Genomic DNA, 21,532 nt, shown 5'->3' with positions numbered 1-21,532 from the left:
AAGATGAAAAAATGGCTAGCATCCTATTTCATTACATCGGCTTTACTTGTTGGCTGCTCAGCTGACAAGCCGCAAAATACGGCGGTTGAGCAGCAACTACCAGACACGGCTCAAAAAATTGAGATTGTTGCGGAAAATTTAGCTGCACCGTGGGCAATAAGCAAAATTGATGATACTTTTTTTATAACGGAGAGAGCGGGAAATATTATTAAAATTACAAAAGATGAGATGGTGACACAGCGTGTGGAGCTAGAAAAGGAGCGTTCAACCGCATCTGAGGCAGGGCTGCTTGGCTTTGTGCTCGCGCCCGACTTTGCACAATCCAATGAAGCGTATGCCTACTATACGTACGAAAATGAAGGGGAGCAGTTTAATCGAATTGTTGTACTGCAATTAGGCGGAGATGTATGGAAGGAGACAACTCTACTGCTGGATGAAATTCCAAGTGGCACCTATCATCATGGTGGACGCTTGCAAATTGGTCCAGACGACAAGCTATATGCCACAACAGGTGATGCTTCTAACCGCGATATTGCGCAAGATGTCAATTCATTAGGAGGAAAAATTTTAAGGCTAAACTTCGATGGCTCGATTCCAGCAGATAATCCATTCGATAACTCTTATGTTTACAGCTATGGTCATCGCAACCCACAAGGTATCACTTGGGCGCCAGACGGCACGATGTATGCAAGTGAGCATGGTAATAGCGCTAATGATGAAATCAATCGAATTGAAGCAGGGCAAAATTATGGCTGGCCAATTATTGAAGGAAATGAAACACAAGATGGCTTAGTATCACCTCTTTTCACCTCTGGTAGTGATACTACATGGGCGCCATCGGGTATGGGCTACTACCATGACTCTTTATATGTAGCTGCGTTAAGAGGCACAGCGCTATTGCAATTTAATTTAGCAACAAATGAAACACGTGAAGTCGTGACAGATTTAGGGCGCATTCGCGATGTATTGATTGAAGGGGCTACCCTTTATTTCATTAGCAATAACTCGGATGGTCGTGGTAATCCATTAGAAAATGACGATAAGCTATATCGTATCGAGCTAAAATAAGGAGGATATATATGCGTAATAAATTATTAATGGCTACACTTGCAATCGCAACACCAGCACTCATTGTTCCAATACAAGCACACGCCTTTCAGGATGTGCCGAAAACACATGCTGGCTACAATGAAATTATGGCAATGAAAAAGGAAGGCATTATTAATGGTTATTTAGATGGTACATTTAAGCCAGAGCAAGGCATTTCACGCCAGCATGTAGCAAAATTACTAGCACATGTACTGCCATTGGAGCCAATCAGACCAGCAGCTACCTTTACAGATGTGCCGACCAATCACCCATATTATAACGATATTCAACGCCTTTATCGTGCAGGCATTATCGATGGCTTTGAAGGGAAATTTAATCCAACAGGTGCGTTGACACATGCACAAATTGCGAAAATTTTATGTTTGGCATTTCAGTTTGAGTTAGTGCAAGGCGAAGGTACGCATTGGTCGAAGGATTATGTCGCAACATTATATGCACGCGGTATTATGACAGGTGATTGGCAGCGTGATGCAACGGTCACGAGAGCACATTACGCAATCTGGCTGTATCGCATATTAAATATAGAACAAGAGGAAACACCGTCGTTAATTCCAGCGCCAATTGAAATCGACCCGCCTGTTTACATACAGGAGGCGAGTGCTTCTAAAATCAAGCTGCGCTTTAACAATGAGGAAGTCCTCGTTAAATTAGAGCAAAATGCCGCAACGCAAGATTTGATTGCAGCGCTCCCGCTTACATTAACATTTGCAGATTATGCAGGAACTGAAAAAATTAGCTACTTGCCGAAAAAATTATCGACAGCAGCAACAGGGGCAGGGATAGACCCAGCAATAGGGGATTTAGCCTATTATGCACCTTGGGGGAATTTAGCATTGTTTTATCAAGATTTTGGTTACTCCAGTGGGCTAATTAAGCTTGGAGAAGTAGAGGCAGGCTTAGAAAAATTCGCCAAAATGCAAGGGGAATTTACCGTGACAATTGAGCGAGTGGAGGAAAAATAAAAATAGTATATTGACTAAAGGGGGCGTTCAAAGTGAACAGCCCTCATTTTATGTATTAGTCCCTCAAGCTATCGCGATATTGTGCCAATTTTGTAAAGTTGCCACCAAAGTCATGCTCAAGGAAGAAAAAATTTTTATCGGAAATGCAAATAATCTAAAAGGAGGGCATGAAAGCATGATAATATAGAAAGAAAAATCGAGTTTTCCCCTTTGCTTGAAGGCATAACTTATTTTAAGGCAAAAGCCTTATTGACGATAAATATCGAAATGATTACTATATTAGTTCTTATAAGGAATTGATAAAATATCGAGGTGAGAACGATGGAGAAGATGCTGAAGCAAGTATATGATATCCAAATGGCATTAAATTCGACAACAATATTAGCCATAACAGATGCTGCTGGACGTATTACATATGCGAATCAAAAATTTTGCGATATATCCAAGTATCCAGAGGAAGAGCTTGTTGGCAAGACACATCGTGTCATTAATTCTGGTTACCACCCTTCATCGTTTTTTAAAAATATGTGGAACACAATTAAGACTGGTGAAACATGGCAAGGCGAGATATGCAATCGAGCGAAAGACGGTTCTATTTACTGGGTTGATACAACGATTGTGCCCTCCTGTAATGAACATGGCAAGCCATATCAATATATAGCGATTCGTCATGATATTACAGACAAAAAGCTGTTAGCATTAGAGCTAGAAAATCGATTAATTTATGATGAGGTAACAGGCTTACCAAACCATGTCTTTTTGAAGAAAATGGCGGAGCACAAAATTCAGCAAAATGAGCCGTTTTATTTAGTGAAAATTAATATCGATGATTTTAAAAGCTTTAATGAAAGCTTAGGAACGGACTGTGCTAATGATATTTTAAAGGCAATAGGAGAACGTTTACTAGCATTTTGTGAAGATAAGCCAATCACCTTAACGAAAACATACGGAGATGAATTCATTTTATTATGCTCAGTGGGGCCCCAGCAAATGGCAAGGCATGTCCAAGCACTATTTCAAGCTTTTGAAATGCCAATTGCTTATTTAGATGGTGGTTATTATATTACATTTTGTGTCGGTGTTGCCTGTTACCCTGAAAATGCCCACACGTTTTATGATTTGATTCATGCTGTTAGCATGGCGATTGAGCAAGCGAAAAAGAATGGAAAAAATACATATGCTTTTTTCCATCAGGATATGCTAGAAAATTCACGTAAAAGTCTGCAATTAAAAAACAAATTGTTTGAAGCAATTCGCTTAAAATCTTTTATGATGTATTATCAGCCACAATGGACGGGACAAGGTGAGCTAATCGGCTTTGAGGCGCTAGTTCGTTGGGAAGATAAGGAGTTAGGCTTTATTTCACCATCGGAATTTATTCCATTAGCAGAGCGGACAGGTTTGATTACATCATTAGGCTACGTTTTATTTGAGCTAATGCTAAATGATTTTGCTCGGCTACAGCAAGCGGTAAATGAGTCGATTAAAGTTTCATTTAATTTATCATTGCGCCAATTTTTTGATACAAAGCTTATCGCTCGTTTACTAGAATTATGTGAGCTTTATCAAGTTCCTCCCTATTTTGTGAAAGTTGAGATTACCGAAAGGGTTGCTAGCTCTAATATCGAGCATGTTATAGCCATCATTCAAAAATTGCGAGATATTGAGATGGAAGTAGAATTAGATGATTACGGAACAGGGTTTTCAAGCCTGAAATATTTGACCAATTTTCCGATTAATTGCATTAAAATCGATAAAAGCTTTGTTGATAAATGTCTTACATCAGATAAAAACAAGACAATTATTAAAAGCATTATTCATGTTGCGCATGAGCTAGGCTTCACAACGATTGCAGAAGGCGTGGAGACGGAAGAGCAGATGCACTATTTAATTGAGCAGGGCTGTGACAACTTTCAGGGCTACTTGCTAGGTAAGCCGCAACCTGCTAGCTATTATGAAACACATAAATTAACATTCCGCACTTAGTTGTCTGAAAAAGCGTTTTTTCAGACAACTAACTCTCAAAAAAATCCTCCCTACCATTATTATATGTATATTTTACTATAAAAATCATACTGTTATAGCGTGTGAAGTAAATATTTAGGTCTTTTTGCTTTTTTATCTTTAAGCAAAATAGACTTATCATTAAAGGTAGAAATAAATAAGATTTACTATGGGGGTTGCGTCACCATGATAGAGAGGAATGGAGAAGTGGAACAAAATTCATTACATCAACTGATTGAGCGCATGAAGCCATTGCATGTTATGCTAGAGCAAAATACATATATAATGGACACAACGAAGCGTCTAAAGCTAATTATTGAAGATGCGCAGGAAAAAGAGGCGATTCTTTTTTTAGGGAAGGAACGCGTAGGGAAAACGACATTAATTAATGCCTTATTGGGGAGAGAGCTACTGTCTGTCAGCACAAAAAATCCAACAAGTGTCAATACATTTATTAAATATGGTGAACGTGAATGTATGAAGGCCTATTTTTTAGATGGAATGATTGCTACATTTGATCTCGATAAGATTGAGCTATTGACAACTGGGGATACATTTAGTGCGCAAATTATTCGTGAGCATTTAGATTATATTGAGATTTATATTCAGCATGAATTATTGCAGCATGCTACAATTGTGGACACGATTTGCCTGCAGGCAGGGGCGGAAAATACTGCTTATTTTTCAAGCATTATATTAGAGCGTGTACAGGAGGTTTTTTGGGTATTGCGCAATGGCTCACCAGCAACGGAAGAGGAATATAATTTATTAGTAAACATGAATCAGCAAAATATTAAGCCATACTTCGTGGTTAATGCTACTGATCAACGTGGCATCGCAGCAAGTGACTTTGTCAAGGGAGAGCTTGCAAGATACGGCGAACTATGTAAAAAAATGATTAGTGTTTCCGCAATACAAGCAATTGAAGCGAAAAAAACAAATAATACACAGCTACTCATTGATTCCAATATAACGCAGCTTACACAACTTATAAAGGAAGTAGGTAACGACCCTGCTAAAAAATCGCAGCACACCGCTGAACGCTTTAGCAAGTGGTTAAGCCGCTTTTTAAGTGAATTACAAATGATTCCAGAACGTGATCCTTATTTATCTGCATTGACGAATGTGAAAAAATATGTGGAGGAAGCTAATGTAGAATTTTCATTACAGCAACGTGATAAAGCTATATTAGCTGCATTCGAAGAGGACTATAAGCAAGCAAGCCAAGTATTGAAATCTGTTCAGACATTGTATCAGCTATTACAAGTTTTAGCGACGGAGCTTTATTTACGCGATGAAACGATTGAGCAATTTGAAGCGCAGGCGATTGCTTATCAAGAGGCGGTGCGCGATTATCGCAAAGGGCATACAGAATATATGCAGCTACTGTCACAAGTTGAGAAGCAGTTCGAAAAAACATACGCTATCGATTTAAGGGAAGGCTTGCGAAATGGCGTGGAATTATCCGACCTTTTCAAGGAGCAAATTGAGCGACTTGATGCATTGCAACAGCGTTGTGCAGAGCTATTTGCGATGATTAAAGAAAAGGAAAACGATATTTTTAATCAGCTTTATGCGGTGCAAAATCATATTACAGAGCTTGCAGCGGCTCGTTTAAAGGCGATTTTACAGCAAGTAAATGATATAAGCAGACAGCAACAAAAAGAGCGCACATTTATGCAATCATACTCCGATAAATTAAACGAATTTACGTGCATTATTGAGGCACAAAACTTTGTACGCGATGCGATTCGTCCATTTTTACAGGCAGAGAATACGTTGCTAGCATCAGAGCAGCTAGAAGAAACGCTCACAGCAATTGATGCAATTTCGACATTATTATTGCCGCATGAGCATTTAAATGAACAAATGCCATCTTTATTAAATGAGCATACGATTATTAAATGTGACTTCGATTCAAAATATAAATTACAGCCGCTCCATTTAACAGAAGCAGACGTTGTATCAGCAGAGCTACCGGAGCTGCCTGCAAAGCTGATGTCATAACAATACATTGATAAACTCCCTTACATATGCGAAAATCGTATACGTAGAAAGGGAGTTTTTTTATGAGCACAATGACAAAACCTTATGATCAATGGGAAAGCTATCATGACATTGACCGTTATGGCAAATTAACATTATCCAATATCGAGTTCACAACGACGAACTTATGTAATATGCGCTGTGCCCACTGTGCAGTTGGTTATACATTGCAAACAAAGGAAGCAGCAGCAATACCGAGCGAGGAAATTATTAAGCGCTTGGATAGCGTTGAAACGTTGCGTGTAATGAGCTTTACAGGAGGCGAGCCGCTGTTAACAAAGCGAGGCATTCGTGACAATCTGTTGCCGTTGTTAAAATACGCCAAAAGCCGTGGCATAAAGACACAAATCAATTCTAATTTAACATTGCCAATGTCGCATTATGAGCTCGTAGCACCTTATTTAGACGTCATGCATATTTCGCATAACTGGTGTGATGAAAAGGAATTTGTAGAAACAGGATTTGCGATGATGGAGCAGAAGCCTTCGATTGAAAAAAGAGCGTTACTGTATCGCAATATTTTAGATAATGCACGTGAGCTATCAAAGGGCGGTATGTTCGTATCTGCTGAAACGATGCTCAATCGTAACACAGTACCATTCATTGAGAAAATTCATCATGAAGTTGCCAATGAAATGCTCTGTAAGCGTCATGAAATCCATCCGATGTACGCAAGTGATTTTGCAAGTGCCTTAGATGTAATCAATTTGGATGAATATCGTGATGTAGTGAATCAAATTTTAGATTTCCGCAATGAGGATATTTGGATTCTATTCGGTACATTGCCGTTTTATCCATGCAGTACAGATGAGCGTGACAAAGCGCTATTAAGCCGCATTTATGAAGCATCTAATATTACGATTCGCAATGATGTAGATGGCCGATCACGTATGAATTTAAATATTTTTACTGGCGATGTATCCGTTTCCGATTTTACAGATGATGGGGCAGCGCTTGGTAATATTAAAACTGCTTCTTTAGAAGAGATTTATACAAAATGGCTAAGCACTAATATTTCATCAAGCATTAACTGTCATTGCCCAGCTGTCAAATGCTTAGGTCCCAACATTATCGTAAAAAATATGTATTACCCAACGCAAAAATTTACAAGTGGTACAGTGAAGGGAGACTATTCACATGCATAAGCAATTTATGGCGCAAGCAATTAAGCTAGCGGAGGAGAATGCGGCACAAGGTAAACAGCCTTTTGGCGCGGTGCTTGTTAAGGATGGAGAGGTGGTCGCAACTGCGGTGAATAATGTCGAAGCGACATTCGACCCAACGGCACATGCAGAAACGCTTGCAGTGAAGGAGGCATGCCAAAAGCTACAAACGTTTAATCTATCAGGTATGGTGATGTATGCAAGCGGTGAGCCTTGTCCAATGTGTTTAGGCACAATGTACTTAACAAATATTGCGGAAGTATATTATGCAAATGCTTGTCATCCAGAAGGTTTATCTGCTGCGATTTATGCGGAATTAAAGCTGCCACAAGCCGAACGAAAATTGATGCAAATTAAACAATTGTAATAGTAGCTGTTGAAAGAGCATGATTTATTATGCTGTTTTCAACAGTTATTTTTTAATATTAAAAACGATAAAGAGGGGTATATTATGAAATATATTTTTGTAGAGTTTGAAGGCTTTCAATATTGGATAGAAGTAAATCAACATGGCTTTGCATTACGTCAAATAACAAAAGTGAATGATTGTGTCCAAATATCCTGCAGGGATAACTGCCTAGCGGAAGGAATAGTGGATATCGATGATTATTGTCAACAAATAACGGCTCAACAATTTGAGCATATGTGGCACAATACAACGAAACCATTTCGCCGAATATGGGAGATAGAAAAGGAAAAATACGCTATCGGTCAACGTATATCAGGTGTTATCCAATATTTTTACCCACATGGAGCGATTTTTTCGGTAGGTAGGATTCAAGGCTGTAGTAATAGGTCAACGTCTCAATCTATTCATAGCGAAATAAGTGGTGTCATTTCGGGCTTTGATGAGAAAAATATGTGGCTTTTTCTCAAGGAAGAATAAGCATGAAAATAGGGATATAGCAGTGATAAATTTTCGTACGAAAGTCATAAGGAAATTGAGTTTTCAAAAAATTACCTACATGTTATAATTAAAAAAGAACATACTTTCGGTTTAGGGGTAAAACTAAAGAGAGGGTGAGTCCAATCAGAAGAGCTTTTATTTACCAAGATGAAAAGTCACATAAATTTTGGACAATTGATTACAGTGACATTGCAATCGGCGTGCATTATGGCAAGAGTGGAACAATAGGGAAATATGAAGTCAAGGAGTATGCCTCACTAGAAGCTTGTGAAAAGGAAGCCAAAAAGCTGATTGCAAACAAAGTAAAAAAAGGCTATAAAGAAGCAGAAACCTTTGATTTTGAAAGTTGTTTTTATATAGACACAGTGGAGTATGGACCACATCCAAAAACATCTCATCCACGCTTTGTAGCTCATTTTACAGAGGATTTTTATTATGATTGTGGAGATGAGGAAGCTCCTTTTGGTAGTGACGAAGGCTCAGACACTTTATCAGAAGTAGAAGAAATGATTAGAAAAAAGCGCCCCATTGCCTTTTCAACACTTCCACAATATATTGTTGAGCAACTATGGGGAATGCAATATATAGCTGTCACGACATTAGATAAAGAAGAAGTCGAGCAAATGAAGCAAAAACAGGAAATAGATATGCAACAAAGTGATATGGTGACCTATTCCTCTGCGTTTGCACAAATTAAAATTACAGGGCAGCTAGACCCAAAATTAAAGAATAAAGCCTTATTGGCACTAAAACGCTTTGCGATAATGTATACAGCTAGTGCTTTCACTGAAACACAGCAAACAATGTATGAGGGTTTATTGGCATTTGAAGCAACTGTGGAGGAATCATTATGACACAATATCTTATAGCACAATGGCAAGAGCAAAGGAAATCCTTTAATGCAACAAATGCTGAAAAGATTAATGCTATGCATGAATTAAAGGAGCAAGTGAAACAAGCCGAACCAACTGAGGTTAATTTACGCATGCTTGTAGAAATCTATTGCCTGTTGCGCATGTATGATGAGGCATACAAAATTTTTACATCGATTATGGACTTGCACAATAAAAAAGATCAGAAAAAATATGGTGCCATTCGCTATTGGATTGACAACCCACAAAATGTGACACCTTTATTACCGCGTGTCATTCGAGAGGAAGCTAAGCTGAATACCCCTTTACCAATGTTTAAATATATGCCAAACCCAATGCAAGCAAATATTTTCGAAACAGGTGAAATCGTTGTTTGTGATTGCTGTGAACAGGAAGTCGATATTTATTATAAAGGTGGGATATACGCAATTGAGGAAGTTGAATATTTATGCCCAAGCTGTATTCATAGTGGACGTGCAGCTAAAAAATTTGATGGCGAATTTCAGCAAGATTTACTCAATCCAGAGCTTGTTAACAATGCTGACTATACAAATGAGGTATTGCACCGCACACCAGGCTATTCTAGCTGGCAAGGTAATAATTGGCTTGCCCATTGCACAGATTACTGTGCATTTATTAACTATGTTGGCTGGGATGAGCTTGTAGCGATGGGCATTACAGAGGAGTTAACACATTATGATGACTACAGCCATGAAGAACTAGCTGCTAGTTTGCGCAATAATGGTTCGCATCAAGGCTATTTATTCCAATGTTTAGAATGCCAGCAATACGTGCTTTATTCAGATTTTGATTAACTCGTAAAGGGGATAAGGACGATGGAAAAACTGCGTGCAGCATTGCAAGATTTTGAGCTTGGTGAGGTGACAGACCGAATCCTACAATTCGCTAAAAATTCAATACGGGCGATTGCCACGCCAACCATAGAGAATGAAATTCAAATTGGTCAATCGAAAATCGGTGGTGCACCAGATGTACCAACAGATTTTATATGGCCGCAGACAAATGATCAACACCCATTATATTTTTTATGTCAATTGAATTTAGCAGAGATAAAGCCATTTGATTCGAGCAATTTACTGCCTGCAAAAGGACTCTTATCCTTTTTCTATGATGCGGAGAGGCAACCATGGGGCTATGACCCGAATAACTACGACGGCTTTCGAGTTGTTCACTTTACCGAAGAGAAGCTCCAACGTATGGAACAACCTAGCATTTTAAGGGAGCGCATTGATAGCGCGATATTGCATTTTAAAAACGAATGGACATTACCAGATTGGGAATCTCCTGATGGTCAAATATTAACTGACCTTTTAACAGAGGAGCAAGAAGAAGCCTACAATGACTTCTTATTTGATTGGGTGGACGAAGAGGAGACCGAGCAGACAACGCATCGCATTGATGGTCACCCGAATACGATTCAAGGGGATATGTATTTACAATGCCAACTTGTCACAAACGGTTTATACTGTGGTGATTCAACGGGCTACGAGCATCCTTTACGCAAGGAGCTAGAGCCACAAGCAAAAGATTGGCGCTTACTATTACAGCTTGATTCTGAGGATGATCTCGGTTATATGTGGGGCGACAGTGGTAAGCTTTATTTCTGGATCCGCGAGCAAGACTGCCAAAATAAAGCCTTCGATAAAGTGTGGACAATCTTGCAATGTTACTAGGCTAGTAGTCATGACGTCTAAAGGTATGTTTGGATAGGGGATAGCAAGGCAATCCATATGTAAAACTGCTTTTGATGAAGAAAAGGAGGACATGAATTTGTCGCAATATATAGCACGGTTTTGGACAGAGGTATGGCAGCAGCTAGAACATTTTTACCAGCAGGAAAACGATAGAATTAGTCAGATAAAAGATTGGAGTCAGCTTCATCTAGGTGTTCATCATTATGTAAAAGTGAAATGGACATCGAAAAAATTGAATAAATTACAATGGGGAACACCTCACTATGGTACGATTTTGATTGATACACATGAGCCATTTAGCTGGAGTGATGATGCGTATAAGATTGCTGCGGGCGATTACATACGGGAGATAACTGATATAAGCCACATAGAAGCATTATTTTCAACATTATGTAAGAAAATGGATGGAGTTTTCCAATCAAATAAATTTCATGCGAAGCTTTTTGATTATCGATTTCAAATAATATTGGAATTTGAGCATGAGGGGCGTGAGATTAGCTATCAAAAAGAGCTGATCAATCAAGAGAAGCTTGCAGCAGCGAAACAAGCAATTGCTGCTTTTATTGAAACAAAAATAATGGCTGATTTACCTGTACGTCCTGCTGAAAAAGATGGGTTTTTCTTTGCGCGTCACCTAATCAATCCAGACTTTTTTGTGCAGCATGAGGTGGTGATTGAACCGTTGAGGCAACGCATAGCGGACAAGTATTGTGGAAATGAAGAGCGCCTCAATCAATGGATGTATGATTATACAATGGCATTTAAAGATTGGGCGGAGAAAAATATTTTATCGATTTACTTTGAATCGGAGGGGGAATATACAACAGGATGGAGATTGAATTCAGAGCTTAGGCCAACACAGGAGGAGTTGACATTCTTTGTTTACATTGCGCTGCAAATCGGAGCAAAAGAGCCTGACACACGTAAACAATATATTGAATTGGCACAGCAGCTTGGTTCACAAGAGGCAGCGATTTACTTACAGCATGGCATTTGTAAGCATGCAAGCAAAACTGTACATTTTCAAGGTGTAGCCAATGATATTTTGAAAATCATTACAATCCAAATCCTTATGGAGAAGGAAGAAGCTTATCGTGAAGCGCTGCAGTATATCATTGGTTTGCTACAAGAGGGCTTTGTCAAAGGCTATAATTTGCAGCTTGAGAGTGAGCAAGAAAATTATTTACCTATGCAGGGACTTGCGAAAACTGAGCTACATCAGTTTTTTGCAAATTGCCTTGCATATCCTAATTTGTATCCATTGATAGCAGACTACGCACAAATTGCGATGGAGGAATATGCATGGTATGAGGATGTAGAGCCTAGCGAGTTATCGGCTATGCCTGGAACGTATGCAGTCTTTGGCCTAGGGCTATACAGTGATGCGTATTTCTCACTCGTGCAGCGTTATATGTCACTTGTTGATTGTGAGCATCAGCTTGTGCAAAATGGCTATGCAGAAGCATTTCTTGCAGCGCATAACTTATCATTAGACACATTGCCTGTACTGCTAGATATTTTGTTGAGTGCTAATGAAGGAGAGCTTGAGCCATTAATAGGCTTGGTGTTTGATGAGCTAGAGCTACTAGCTGAATTGATTCATCAGCTAGAGCAAAAAGAGGACTATGAACGTGGATATGTACTTTATCAAATTTTTGGTAGTTCAAGAGAGCTAGCACAGCATATTGAGCAAGCGTTATCTCCCATCAAAGAAATGCTGGAAAAATTAGCAGAATGGATGGAGGACTACGATTAAAGCTTTCATAATGAGGCGAAGTGAGATGCATATAAATTTATTCCACAAGTGGTAAAGAGATTCCTCACATAGCTATATTGACTTCTAGAGTGGTCGTTAGTTTGTTTTTCTTGCATGATATGATAGACAAAATACTATTGTAGCCTTATTCTTATTGACTTGAAGAGTATTTTAATTGCTTTTCAAAATGGATAATCAAAGATGAGGTGCAAGTATTGTTAAAATGGTAGGGTGAAGTAATAAGTGAATTATTAAAATCGCCTCTTCTTTTTCATCCAAAAACGATTTTTTCACCAAATTCCATCTTTCCTCTTTTCTTTTCTTTTCATCTTAAAATTGTTAATGTATGACATGCAGGAAAGGTAAAGGTGACAACATGAATAAAGTATTTATTGCATTGCTGCTCGTAACAGCACTTGCGGCGATTGAAGGGACCATTGTGAGTACCGCAATCCCAAGCATTACTGCTGATTTGCTAGGCGTTGATTTAATTAGTTGGATTTATTCCGCCTATTTATTGGCATCCGCCATTGCAGCAATTATTTTTGGCAAGCTCGCTGACTTATTCGGGCGTAAACGAATGATTATTATCGGTATTATTATTTTCTTAGTAGGTTCGATTTTATGTGGCCTAGCACAAACGATGGAGCAATTAATTGTATTCCGTGCGATTCAAGGAATCGGGGCAGGTTCAATATTACCTATCACTTTGACGATGGTAGGGGAACTATTCAAAACAGAGAAAGAACGAGCAAAAGGACAAAGCTATTTAAGCATGGTATGGGGCGTATCAGGTGTAGTTGGCCCTTTATGTGGTGGCTTTATCGTTGACCAAGTATCATGGCATTTTATTTTCTTCATTAATGTACCATTCGGCTTAGCTTCTATTTATTTAATTGCGAAGCATTATAGCGAGCAAGTGGAGGCAGTAAAGCAAAAAATTGATTATTTAGGTGCAGTATTATTTACAGTCGGAATGGTGGCGCTGCTATATGTTATTATTGATAACAGTAAAACGCAGGCGTGGTTATCAAGCCAATCCTTGATAATGTATGTAGTAGCACTTGTCTTTTTAGCGATTTTTGTTCGAGTAGAGCTAAAGGCAGAGGAGCCAATTATTCCGTTAACATTGTTTAAAAACGGTCGCTTAATGATTATTAACGGTTTAACATTATGTGCGATGTCCATTGTTATTGGTGTAACGGTTTATATTCCGATATTCGCACAGAGCGTGCTCGGCAAAAATGCAACACAAGCAGGGTTATTATTAACACCGATGTCTATTTTTTGGACAGTGAATTCGATTATGGCAGGTCATTTAATTGGTCGCTTAACGAATAAGCGTATTATTCAAATGGGGACAATCCTCTTAATTACAGGAACGGTGTTGCTTGCAAGCTTATCGGATAGCTCGAGTGATTTCAATGTTTACATTGGCTCCTCTTTAATTGGTTTAGGTATGGGCTTTATTATGCCAATGCTTATGATTTCCATTCAAAAGGTAGCAGATCCGAAGCAACTCGGTACCTCTATTGGGCTAAATTCCTTTACAAATACATTTAGCCAAGCTGTTGGTGCTGCATTTTTCGGAATGATTTTCAATTTGGTAACAAGTGAAAAAATGGCATCATTAGGAAAAGGTGAGATTCAACTAAACGGCGAATTTGCGAAGGGCGGCTTTAGTATAGAAGAAGTAGGTTTCTTGAAGGAAACGATTGCAAGTGGCATTAGCTATATTTACATAGCAGCATTCATTTTTGCTGTCTGCACATTTATTTTTTCATTTTTTATCGCAACAAAATCAAAATCGCAGTTATAGCCAAAGGCGTTACGATATTGCATCGTAGCGCCTTTGTTATTGCTGAAAACCTATTTTTAAGAACATTTGTTCTTTTTATGTTAACAAATAAGTAAAGGCATGCTATACTGATTACAATAATTCATTTTAGTAAGAAGGGCTTGCAATTGAGTGAACAAAAATTGGATTTGATTTTAGCTGAGTTACAAAAGGTAAATGACCGCGTAACAATGATTGATGACCATGCAACAACAATGAATGAGCGCATGACAATAATTGACAACCGCATAACGAATATTGAAACAGAGCAACAGCGTCATGGAAATCATATTCAACAGTTGATTCAACTCGTAGGAACAACAAATACGAAACTCAATAAATTTGAACAGACCACTATCAAGCATTTCAGCCAAATAGATCGCAACCTTCGTTTACTGGAATCTGATTTTGATTTAGTCCTTCAAAAAACAAATGCACATGAGCGTGCTATTAATCGATTGAAGCATGTTGAATAATATAGTAGTCCGAAAAATATTATATTTCTGGGTAGCTGTGTTGTCATGACAAGGTTCTGCCATACTCTCGACCATTGTTCCTAGCATGCTTTATTAGCAACCTCGTTCTTTCTTTTCATCAATTTGTAAATAATTATTCATTGTGGATTGTTCAATGGACATTTCAGAAAATTGTGTTGCTTGTGCATTTGGAGCTTGTTTATTGTTTGTAAAGGTACAATGTTCAATAGTTGCCTTTGAATGGTGCGAAATATCAACATTCACCGTATGTCCACCAGTTAATTGTGTGTTAAGTAGAGTAATTGCTGAATATAAAGTAGCTATTAACTGTGTATCTCGATGTTGCAATATTTGACATTTCTCAATACGTGCATCGCAATAATTACTAAGAGCAATCGCATTTTGTAGCCCCTTTTCAACAAGGCTATCCAATAGAACAAGCGAACTGTGATTCATCACAATTTGTTGTAAAGGATGTGCGGATATAGTGCTACGCATTATATGAATGAAGCAATTATTGCTTGCTTTAATGGACTCACAGCGCCCGTTATATAGCTTTGATTCGACAATATAAATTTTTGTCGAATTATTTCCTGTAATTTGTGCATCATTTCCGTCATAAATTGCACTTTCGGTCATATATAATAAAGAGGAGTCCGCAATATACATACCTTTGCCACGAATGAATTTACTTTTGTGAATTGTAATATTTGTTTTTTCTGTTGCCATAATATGAGATAGCTCATTGTCTGAAAAGCGGTTGTTTTCTAACATAACCGCCGCTTCGTGCTGTGCAGTTAAGCCATATCCATTATTTCTTATAATTTGGTTGTTAAGTGCAATAAATTCACTATCATAAATCGCGATGGCAGCTTGCTGGTGATTGCTAACGGTGCTATCAAGCAATGTGCAGTATGAACGTTGCTGTACGACAATTCCTTGTTGTCCAGTGCAAAATGTACATTGCTCAATGGAAGCATAGGCGCTTTCAGATAACAATAGCTGAATTTCTTGCTGGTGCTTGAATATTGTATTAGAAAAATGGGCGACAGACTTTTCTTGTAGCTGAATGCCAATTTTTGTAGGACCGTGCAATGTGCTGTTTGTCATAAATAACGCGCATTGAATAGCACTATCAATATGCGCATCGTGATTTTGCAAAAAATAACATTGGTCAATTGTAGCCTCTGCATATTGGACAAGCTGTAAGCCACATTTTCTACCATGTTGAATTTTGCATTTTTCTATATGAAGTGCACAGCACTGTAGAATGATTTGTGTCATTAGGTGATGCTGGATAAGGGTGTTTTGGAGTTTGATTCGACAGTGCATTTCGCCGCGTAGCGCACTAGTATAACCATTTTCAATTGTGCTATCACGTATAAATAATTCGCTATTATTTTGAACTAGCAATTGGATATGGCGTTGCTTCGTAAAATGGCACTGTATAATGTTTGCTTTCGCATGCTCTTTTAACACAACAGCATGTAAGGCATCTTCAAAATGGCAATCAACAAGTTCGATTTGTGCATGAGTTATTATAATAGATGACGTGTGACATGTTGAAAAGTGACAATTGTTTAGCATGGCATCGCTGTTATTTGTTATGGAAATAGGTGCATTTGTAATGGTACAGGCAGTCATTTTTAGCTGCCCGCAATTAGCTGTGATTGTTTCAGTTTCTATAAAGTGGCATTGATGAAATAGGGCAGTTCCCTCAATTAGAATTTGGCTGTTTTGCTGAAACGTTATATGTTCAAAATGCACTATTACGCCTTTGGGAACCGTTATAGAGCCAGTAATTGTTGCTTTTTTCCCTTTCAATCTTAGTGATTGCTGAAAGAATAAAGGCATATGGTATTGACCAGGCATTAACTGAAGACAATCGTTATGTTGTGCTCTTTTTAATGCAGTTGATAATGTTTGATAAAAAGAAAATTTAGAAGCAGATACTTTATGTAGCATAGCAAGGAAACCTCATTTCAATATATTTTCCTTGTTAGTGTAACCAAAAATAGTAAAAATTTTTCATATGAATGACGAAAAATATTTCAATATACCTGCTTGTTAAGTACACATTACTTTCGTAATAAAAAAACATTATTGAACTAAGGGAAATAGTGGATAAAAATCTAAAAATTCAAAAATTTATTTAATTTGAACTATGAAAATAATTAGGTATCTATTAAAATAGAAGTAGATATACATGGAGGCGCAATATGACAACAATCTATGAAGCATTGCTGCAAATGGATTCCTTGCAGAGAGAACAATATATGCAAACGCATAGGGAGGAAGTACTAACGGAGTTATTGCAGCATATTGGCAGTGCAAACGAAGAGCATCACGACAAAATTGTTTATCGCCTTTTTGGTGAACTGATGACAGAGGGGCTTTTTTTAACGGAACAACTTGCACGTACAGCACTCCTGTTGCCAACGAAAGACTACCTATTTAAAAACATTGCAAATGGCGATGCAGATAGTGTGTTTACACGTTCATTTTCAGCGCTTTGGCTTGTTTATTTATTGTATTACGATGGCCAACTTTCCTTTTTAACGCCTGAGGAGGCGCAATTTGTTATGACAGAAGCAAGCCGTTATTTAGAGAGGGAACAGGATGTACGTGGCTTTGTTGAGGGGCAAGGCTGGGCACACAGTGTCGCACATGGAGCAGATTTATTTGCAATGATGATAACTCATCCGCATTTCCAACCACAATTAGTACCTGTTCTTTTACAAGGCATCAAAGTGACATTTTGGAAAGGAACCGTTTATGCAAATGAAGAGGAAGATCGCTTAGCACAAATTTTTGAGCAGCTAGTAAAAACTGACTTCCCAGAAGAAGTATGTATTGAATGGGTTGAACAGGTGTTTGATAAGCTAGCTTTACAGCGTGAGAATGAAGGCTATACGATGCAGTTTTTTGATGCAAGAATGAATGTTTTACGTTTTATGCGTGCATTGTACTTCACATTGAAGTTTTCGCATAAAATGCCGCAATTACAAGGCGTTGTTTCGATTTTTATTGGGAAATGGACAAAACTATAATGCGAAAACAAGCATATTTCGAAAGAGAAAGGATGTGCCAGATGGAACGTAAATCTATTCAAAAATATCATACAATTTTTTCGATTGAAGAGGGACAAATCGATCAGTTTTTTCAAGTATATGATACCTTTCAATATTTATTACCTTTATTAGAACATCAACCTACAGAGAATGTGGAATGGCGCATGATATTCAATAATTGGCTATTTTTCTCGACAGAAAACACAAAACTGCATGTTTGTCCTAACAAAAGCAAGGTTTCTAATCCGACAAGTGTACTTTTTCAAGAATTACTGAAGCGCCCGCTCATGAAGCACTATAAGTATGAAGTTATGCATAATGAAATGTACACTTTTATTGCTGCAGTGACCATCACATTGGAAGTACTTGATTGGTATAAGCAAAATATTTATATAAAAAAAGATGAGTTTCAAATCATTTCCATGTTATTGACGAGTATACAACAAGGACAAGAGTATATGCTTGTAAAGATGAAATCTGTCTTGTTAGAGCAAATGACCAATAACTCAGATTTAGCATTAGAGCTTGATTACTGTCTAACAAATGCTATGGGGAAAGCAAAGCAGCTTTTTAAGCTTTTTTATGATGTGGAAGATTCCTGTAATTATTTAGAAATGCATTATATGAAATTATGCTAATGGCTATAGTCATAAAAAAAACTTATCGCAAAACATAATATTAATGTAATTTACTTATGTATCAAAGTAAGCTATCATAAGAATTGGAGAAAAGAAGCTTTACCATAAATAATCTTTTCAAAAGAAAATATAGGGGGAATAAAAATGGCACAAGAGAATTTACACAACAGCCGCGCTTCATTTGAAGTAAATGGTAAGACATATAACTACTACCGTTTAGCTGCAATTGAAGAAGCCGGTATTGCAAACGTTTCACGCCTTCCTTATTCAATTAAAGTATTATTAGAATCTGTTTTACGTCAATATGACAACTATGTAATTAAAGAAGAGCACGTAAATGAATTAGCTAAATGGGGTAAAGATGCTAATACAGAAGCTGAAGTACCATTCAAGCCATCACGTGTAGTATTACAAGACTTCACTGGTGTACCTGTAGTAGTTGATTTAGCTTCATTACGTTCAGCGATGAAAGAAATGGGCGGCGATCCAGCTAAAATTAACCCAGCGATTCCAGTTGACCTTGTAATTGACCACTCAGTACAAGTTGACAAATACGGTAATGCTGCTGCATTACAAGCAAACATGGATTTAGAATTCGAGCGTAATGCTGAGCGTTACAATTTCTTAAAATGGGCACAAACTGCATATGACAACTTCCGTGCTGTACCACCAGCAACAGGGATTGTTCACCAAGTAAACTTAGAGTACTTGGCGCCAGTTGTGCACGTGAAAGAAAATGCAGATGGCACATTCGAAACATACCCAGATTCAGTAGTAGGTACTGACTCTCATACAACAATGATCAACGGTCTTGGCGTTCTTGGATGGGGTGTAGGTGGTATTGAAGCAGAAGCAGGTATGCTTGGTCAACCGTCATACTTCCCAATTCCAGAAGTTATCGGTGTGAAATTAGTTGGGGAGCTACCAAACGGTGCAACAGCAACTGACTTAGCATTAAAAGTAACACAAGTATTACGTCAACGCGGCGTAGTAGGGAAATTCGTTGAGTTCTTCGGCCCTGGTATTACGAAATTACCATTAGCTGACCGTGCAACAATTTCAAACATGGCACCAGAATACGGTGCAACATGTGGTTTCTTCGCAATCGATGACGAATCATTAAACTATATGCGTTTAACAGGTCGTGATGAAGAACATATCGCGGTTGTTGAAGGCTACTTAAAAGCGAATGATATGTGGTTCAAACCTGAGTTAGAGCCAGTTTACACAGATGTAATCGAGCTAAACTTAGCAGATATCGAGCCAAACCTATCAGGTCCTAAACGTCCACAAGATTTAATTCCTTTATCAAAAATGAAGGAAACATACCGTGGTTCTGTTGTAGCACCACAAGGTACACAAGGCTTCGGTTTAACAGAAGACGAGTTTGCTAAAACTTCTGTAGCGAAATTTGCAGAAGGCGATGTAGAAATTCCAACAGGTGCTGTAGCAATCGCTGCGATCACATCTTGTACGAATACATCAAATCCATACGTTTTAATCGCAGCTGGTTTAGTAGCGAAAAAAGCGGTAGAAAAAGGCATCAAGCCTGCGAAATGGGTAAAAACATCTTTAGCACCAGGTTCTAAAGTAGTAACAGGTTACTTAGAAGCTTCTGGCTTACAAAAGTACTTTGATGAAATTGGCTTTAACACAGTTGGTTATGGCTGTACAACATGTATCGGTAACTCTGGTCCATTATTACCAGAAATCGAAGATGCAATTAAAGACAATGATTTATTCGTAACATCTGTACTTTCTGGTAACCGTAACTTTGAAGGTCGTGTACATCCATTAGTAAAAGCGAACTTCCTAGCGTCACCACCATTAGTAGTTGCTTATGCATTAGCTGGTACAGTTGATATCGACTTACAAAAAGATGCAATTGCAACAGACAAAAACGGCAATGATGTATTCTTCGCAGATATCTGGCCATCAACTGAAGAAGTAAATGCAGTATTAAGCCAAGTTGTAACACGTGAACTATTCCAAAAAGAATACGAAACAGTGTTCACAGCGAATGAAGCTTGGAATGCAATTGAAACTTCAACTGAATCATTATATACATTTGATGACAAATCAACGTATATTCAAAACCCACCATTCTTCACAGGTTTATCGAAAGAGCCAGGTGCAATCCAAGGTCTTGATAACTTACGTGTGATGGCGAAATTCGGTGATTCAATTACAACTGACCATATTTCTCCAGCAGGTGCAATCGGTAAAGATACACCAGCAGGTAAATATTTAATCGAAAACGGTGTGGCAATTCGCGACTTCAACTCTTACGGCTCTCGTCGTGGTAACCATGAAGTAATGATGCGTGGTACGTTTGCAAACATCCGTATCCGTAACCAAATCGCTCCAGGTACAGAAGGTGGCTTCACTACTTACTGGCCAACAGGCGAAGTGGAATACATTTATGATGCATGTATGAAATACCAAGAGCAAGGTACTGGCTTAGTCGTACTTGCTGGTAATGACTACGGTATGGGTTCTTCTCGTGACTGGGCAGCGAAAGGTACATTCTTACTTGGCGTGAAAACAGTTATCGCACAAAGCTATGAGCGTATTCACCGTTCAAACTTAGTAATGATGGGCGTATTACCATTACAATATTTAAATGGTGAGTCTGCTGATTCATTAGGCTTAACTGGTGAAGAAACAATCTCTGTTAACATTACAGACGCGGTAAAACCACGTGATATTTTAACAGTGACAGCGACATCTCCAGATGGCACTGTGAAAACATTCGACGTATTAGCTCGCTTTGATTCAGAAGTAGAAGTAGATTACTACCGTCACGGTGGTATCCTACAAATGGTATTACGTGCGAAAGCAGCTGAATAATAGCAAAATTAAAAGTGTGTCTCCAATATGTTGGAGGCACACTTTTTCATGTGCGCCCAGCATGCGCATGAACTATAGGGTGCAAGTCCCGAACCCCGAAGACAGAAGTAGAGGTTAGCCAAGAG

General features: G+C 38.3%; 17 protein-coding genes. 16 read left to right on the top strand and 1 reads right to left on the bottom strand.

What is annotated here, in order from left to right; genetic code table 11:
• The first annotated feature begins 3 nt into the window (after positions 1 to 3).
• The 13 genes from M3Z76_RS01775 (at position 4) to M3Z76_RS01715 (ending at position 14,848) form a co-directional block, all read left to right on the top strand.
• Complete coding sequence (locus M3Z76_RS01775) at positions 4 to 1,068, top strand: PQQ-dependent sugar dehydrogenase (protein ID WP_293920389.1); 1,065 nt, start codon at positions 4 to 6, stop codon at positions 1,066 to 1,068.
• An 11-nt stretch (positions 1,069 to 1,079) separates the two neighbouring features.
• A complete protein-coding gene (locus tag M3Z76_RS01770) occupies positions 1,080 to 2,072 on the top strand; it encodes a cyclophilin-like fold protein (protein ID WP_293920386.1) in 993 nt (330 codons plus the stop codon).
• Between the two features lie 321 nt (positions 2,073 to 2,393).
• Positions 2,394 to 4,058, top strand: a complete 1,665-nt coding sequence (locus M3Z76_RS01765; RefSeq protein ID WP_293920383.1) for a sensor domain-containing protein — start codon at positions 2,394 to 2,396, stop codon at positions 4,056 to 4,058.
• A 225-nt stretch (positions 4,059 to 4,283) separates the two neighbouring features.
• Entirely contained in the window at positions 4,284 to 6,083 is a 1,800-nt protein-coding gene (locus M3Z76_RS01760; protein WP_293920380.1) for a dynamin family protein, read from the top strand.
• Positions 6,084 to 6,145: 62 nt separating this feature from the next.
• Positions 6,146 to 7,267: a radical SAM/CxCxxxxC motif protein YfkAB gene (yfkAB, locus tag M3Z76_RS01755; RefSeq protein ID WP_293920378.1), complete on the top strand. Its 1,122-nt coding sequence runs from the start codon at positions 6,146 to 6,148 to the stop codon at positions 7,265 to 7,267.
• The gene (locus M3Z76_RS01750) at positions 7,260 to 7,652 is read left to right on the top strand and encodes a nucleoside deaminase (protein WP_293920376.1); all 393 of its coding nucleotides are present in this window, start codon (positions 7,260 to 7,262) and stop codon (positions 7,650 to 7,652) included. Before yfkAB ends, M3Z76_RS01750 begins: the two co-directional genes overlap by 8 nt.
• An 84-nt stretch (positions 7,653 to 7,736) precedes the next feature.
• Positions 7,737 to 8,171, top strand: a complete 435-nt coding sequence (locus M3Z76_RS01745; RefSeq protein WP_293920375.1) for a hypothetical protein — start codon at positions 7,737 to 7,739, stop codon at positions 8,169 to 8,171.
• A gap of 134 nt (positions 8,172 to 8,305) precedes the next feature.
• Positions 8,306 to 9,046 carry a WGR domain-containing protein gene (locus M3Z76_RS01740; protein ID WP_293920374.1) on the top strand — a complete coding sequence of 247 codons (741 nt, stop codon included), beginning with the start codon at positions 8,306 to 8,308 and terminating at the stop codon, positions 9,044 to 9,046.
• Entirely contained in the window at positions 9,043 to 9,879 is an 837-nt protein-coding gene (locus tag M3Z76_RS01735) for a CbrC family protein (protein WP_293920372.1), read from the top strand. The genes M3Z76_RS01740 and M3Z76_RS01735 overlap by 4 nt, the downstream gene beginning before the upstream one ends.
• A 21-nt stretch (positions 9,880 to 9,900) precedes the next feature.
• Complete coding sequence (locus M3Z76_RS01730) at positions 9,901 to 10,758, top strand: YwqG family protein (RefSeq protein ID WP_293920369.1); 858 nt, start codon at positions 9,901 to 9,903, stop codon at positions 10,756 to 10,758.
• Positions 10,759 to 10,855: 97 nt separating this feature from the next.
• Positions 10,856 to 12,535 carry a DUF6138 family protein gene (locus M3Z76_RS01725; RefSeq protein ID WP_293920367.1) on the top strand — a complete coding sequence of 560 codons (1,680 nt, stop codon included), beginning with the start codon at positions 10,856 to 10,858 and terminating at the stop codon, positions 12,533 to 12,535.
• A 376-nt stretch (positions 12,536 to 12,911) separates the two neighbouring features.
• On the top strand, positions 12,912 to 14,354 hold the full coding sequence (locus M3Z76_RS01720) for a DHA2 family efflux MFS transporter permease subunit (protein WP_293920366.1): 1,443 nt from the start codon (positions 12,912 to 12,914) through the stop codon (positions 14,352 to 14,354).
• Between the two features lie 146 nt (positions 14,355 to 14,500).
• A complete protein-coding gene (locus tag M3Z76_RS01715) occupies positions 14,501 to 14,848 on the top strand; it encodes a hypothetical protein (RefSeq protein ID WP_293920365.1) in 348 nt (115 codons plus the stop codon).
• Positions 14,849 to 14,941: 93 nt separating this feature from the next.
• Here the strand turns inward: M3Z76_RS01715 and M3Z76_RS01710 are convergent, their stop codons facing one another.
• Positions 14,942 to 16,813, bottom strand: coding sequence for a right-handed parallel beta-helix repeat-containing protein (locus tag M3Z76_RS01710; protein WP_293920363.1), 1,872 nt, complete (start codon positions 16,811 to 16,813; stop codon positions 14,942 to 14,944).
• 254 nt (positions 16,814 to 17,067) lie between these two features.
• Between M3Z76_RS01710 and M3Z76_RS01705 the strand changes: the two genes are divergently transcribed.
• The 3 genes from M3Z76_RS01705 (at position 17,068) to acnA (ending at position 21,407) form a co-directional block, all read left to right on the top strand.
• Complete coding sequence (locus M3Z76_RS01705; protein ID WP_293920360.1) at positions 17,068 to 17,898, top strand: DUF2785 domain-containing protein; 831 nt, start codon at positions 17,068 to 17,070, stop codon at positions 17,896 to 17,898.
• Positions 17,899 to 17,939: 41 nt separating this feature from the next.
• Positions 17,940 to 18,557, top strand: a complete 618-nt coding sequence (locus tag M3Z76_RS01700) for a hypothetical protein (protein WP_293920357.1) — start codon at positions 17,940 to 17,942, stop codon at positions 18,555 to 18,557.
• Positions 18,558 to 18,701: 144 nt separating this feature from the next.
• On the top strand, positions 18,702 to 21,407 hold the full coding sequence (acnA, locus tag M3Z76_RS01695; RefSeq protein WP_293920354.1) for an aconitate hydratase AcnA: 2,706 nt from the start codon (positions 18,702 to 18,704) through the stop codon (positions 21,405 to 21,407).
• The last annotated feature ends 125 nt before the right edge of the window (positions 21,408 to 21,532 follow it).

This window comes from Metasolibacillus sp. (genome assembly GCF_025291715.1).
GTDB lineage: Bacteria > Bacillota > Bacilli > Bacillales_A > Planococcaceae > Metasolibacillus > Metasolibacillus louembei.
Note: the sequence above shows the minus strand (reverse complement) of the source record. Positions and strands in the feature narration are given on the sequence as shown.

Coding starts and splice junctions, on each gene's coding strand:
- yfkAB (WP_293920378.1), top strand. CDS start 6,146: ATGAGCACAATGACAAAACCTTATGATCAATGGGAAAGCTATCATGAC.
- M3Z76_RS01705 (WP_293920360.1), top strand. CDS start 17,068: ATGACAACAATCTATGAAGCATTGCTGCAAATGGATTCCTTGCAGAGA.
- M3Z76_RS01730 (WP_293920369.1), top strand. CDS start 9,901: ATGGAAAAACTGCGTGCAGCATTGCAAGATTTTGAGCTTGGTGAGGTG.
- M3Z76_RS01710 (WP_293920363.1), bottom strand. CDS start 16,813: ATGCTACATAAAGTATCTGCTTCTAAATTTTCTTTTTATCAAACATTA.
- M3Z76_RS01735 (WP_293920372.1), top strand. CDS start 9,043: ATGACACAATATCTTATAGCACAATGGCAAGAGCAAAGGAAATCCTTT.
- M3Z76_RS01745 (WP_293920375.1), top strand. CDS start 7,737: ATGAAATATATTTTTGTAGAGTTTGAAGGCTTTCAATATTGGATAGAA.
- M3Z76_RS01775 (WP_293920389.1), top strand. CDS start 4: ATGAAAAAATGGCTAGCATCCTATTTCATTACATCGGCTTTACTTGTT.
- M3Z76_RS01750 (WP_293920376.1), top strand. CDS start 7,260: ATGCATAAGCAATTTATGGCGCAAGCAATTAAGCTAGCGGAGGAGAAT.
- M3Z76_RS01765 (WP_293920383.1), top strand. CDS start 2,394: ATGGAGAAGATGCTGAAGCAAGTATATGATATCCAAATGGCATTAAAT.
- M3Z76_RS01720 (WP_293920366.1), top strand. CDS start 12,912: ATGAATAAAGTATTTATTGCATTGCTGCTCGTAACAGCACTTGCGGCG.
- acnA (WP_293920354.1), top strand. CDS start 18,702: ATGGCACAAGAGAATTTACACAACAGCCGCGCTTCATTTGAAGTAAAT.
- M3Z76_RS01700 (WP_293920357.1), top strand. CDS start 17,940: ATGGAACGTAAATCTATTCAAAAATATCATACAATTTTTTCGATTGAA.
- M3Z76_RS01770 (WP_293920386.1), top strand. CDS start 1,080: ATGCGTAATAAATTATTAATGGCTACACTTGCAATCGCAACACCAGCA.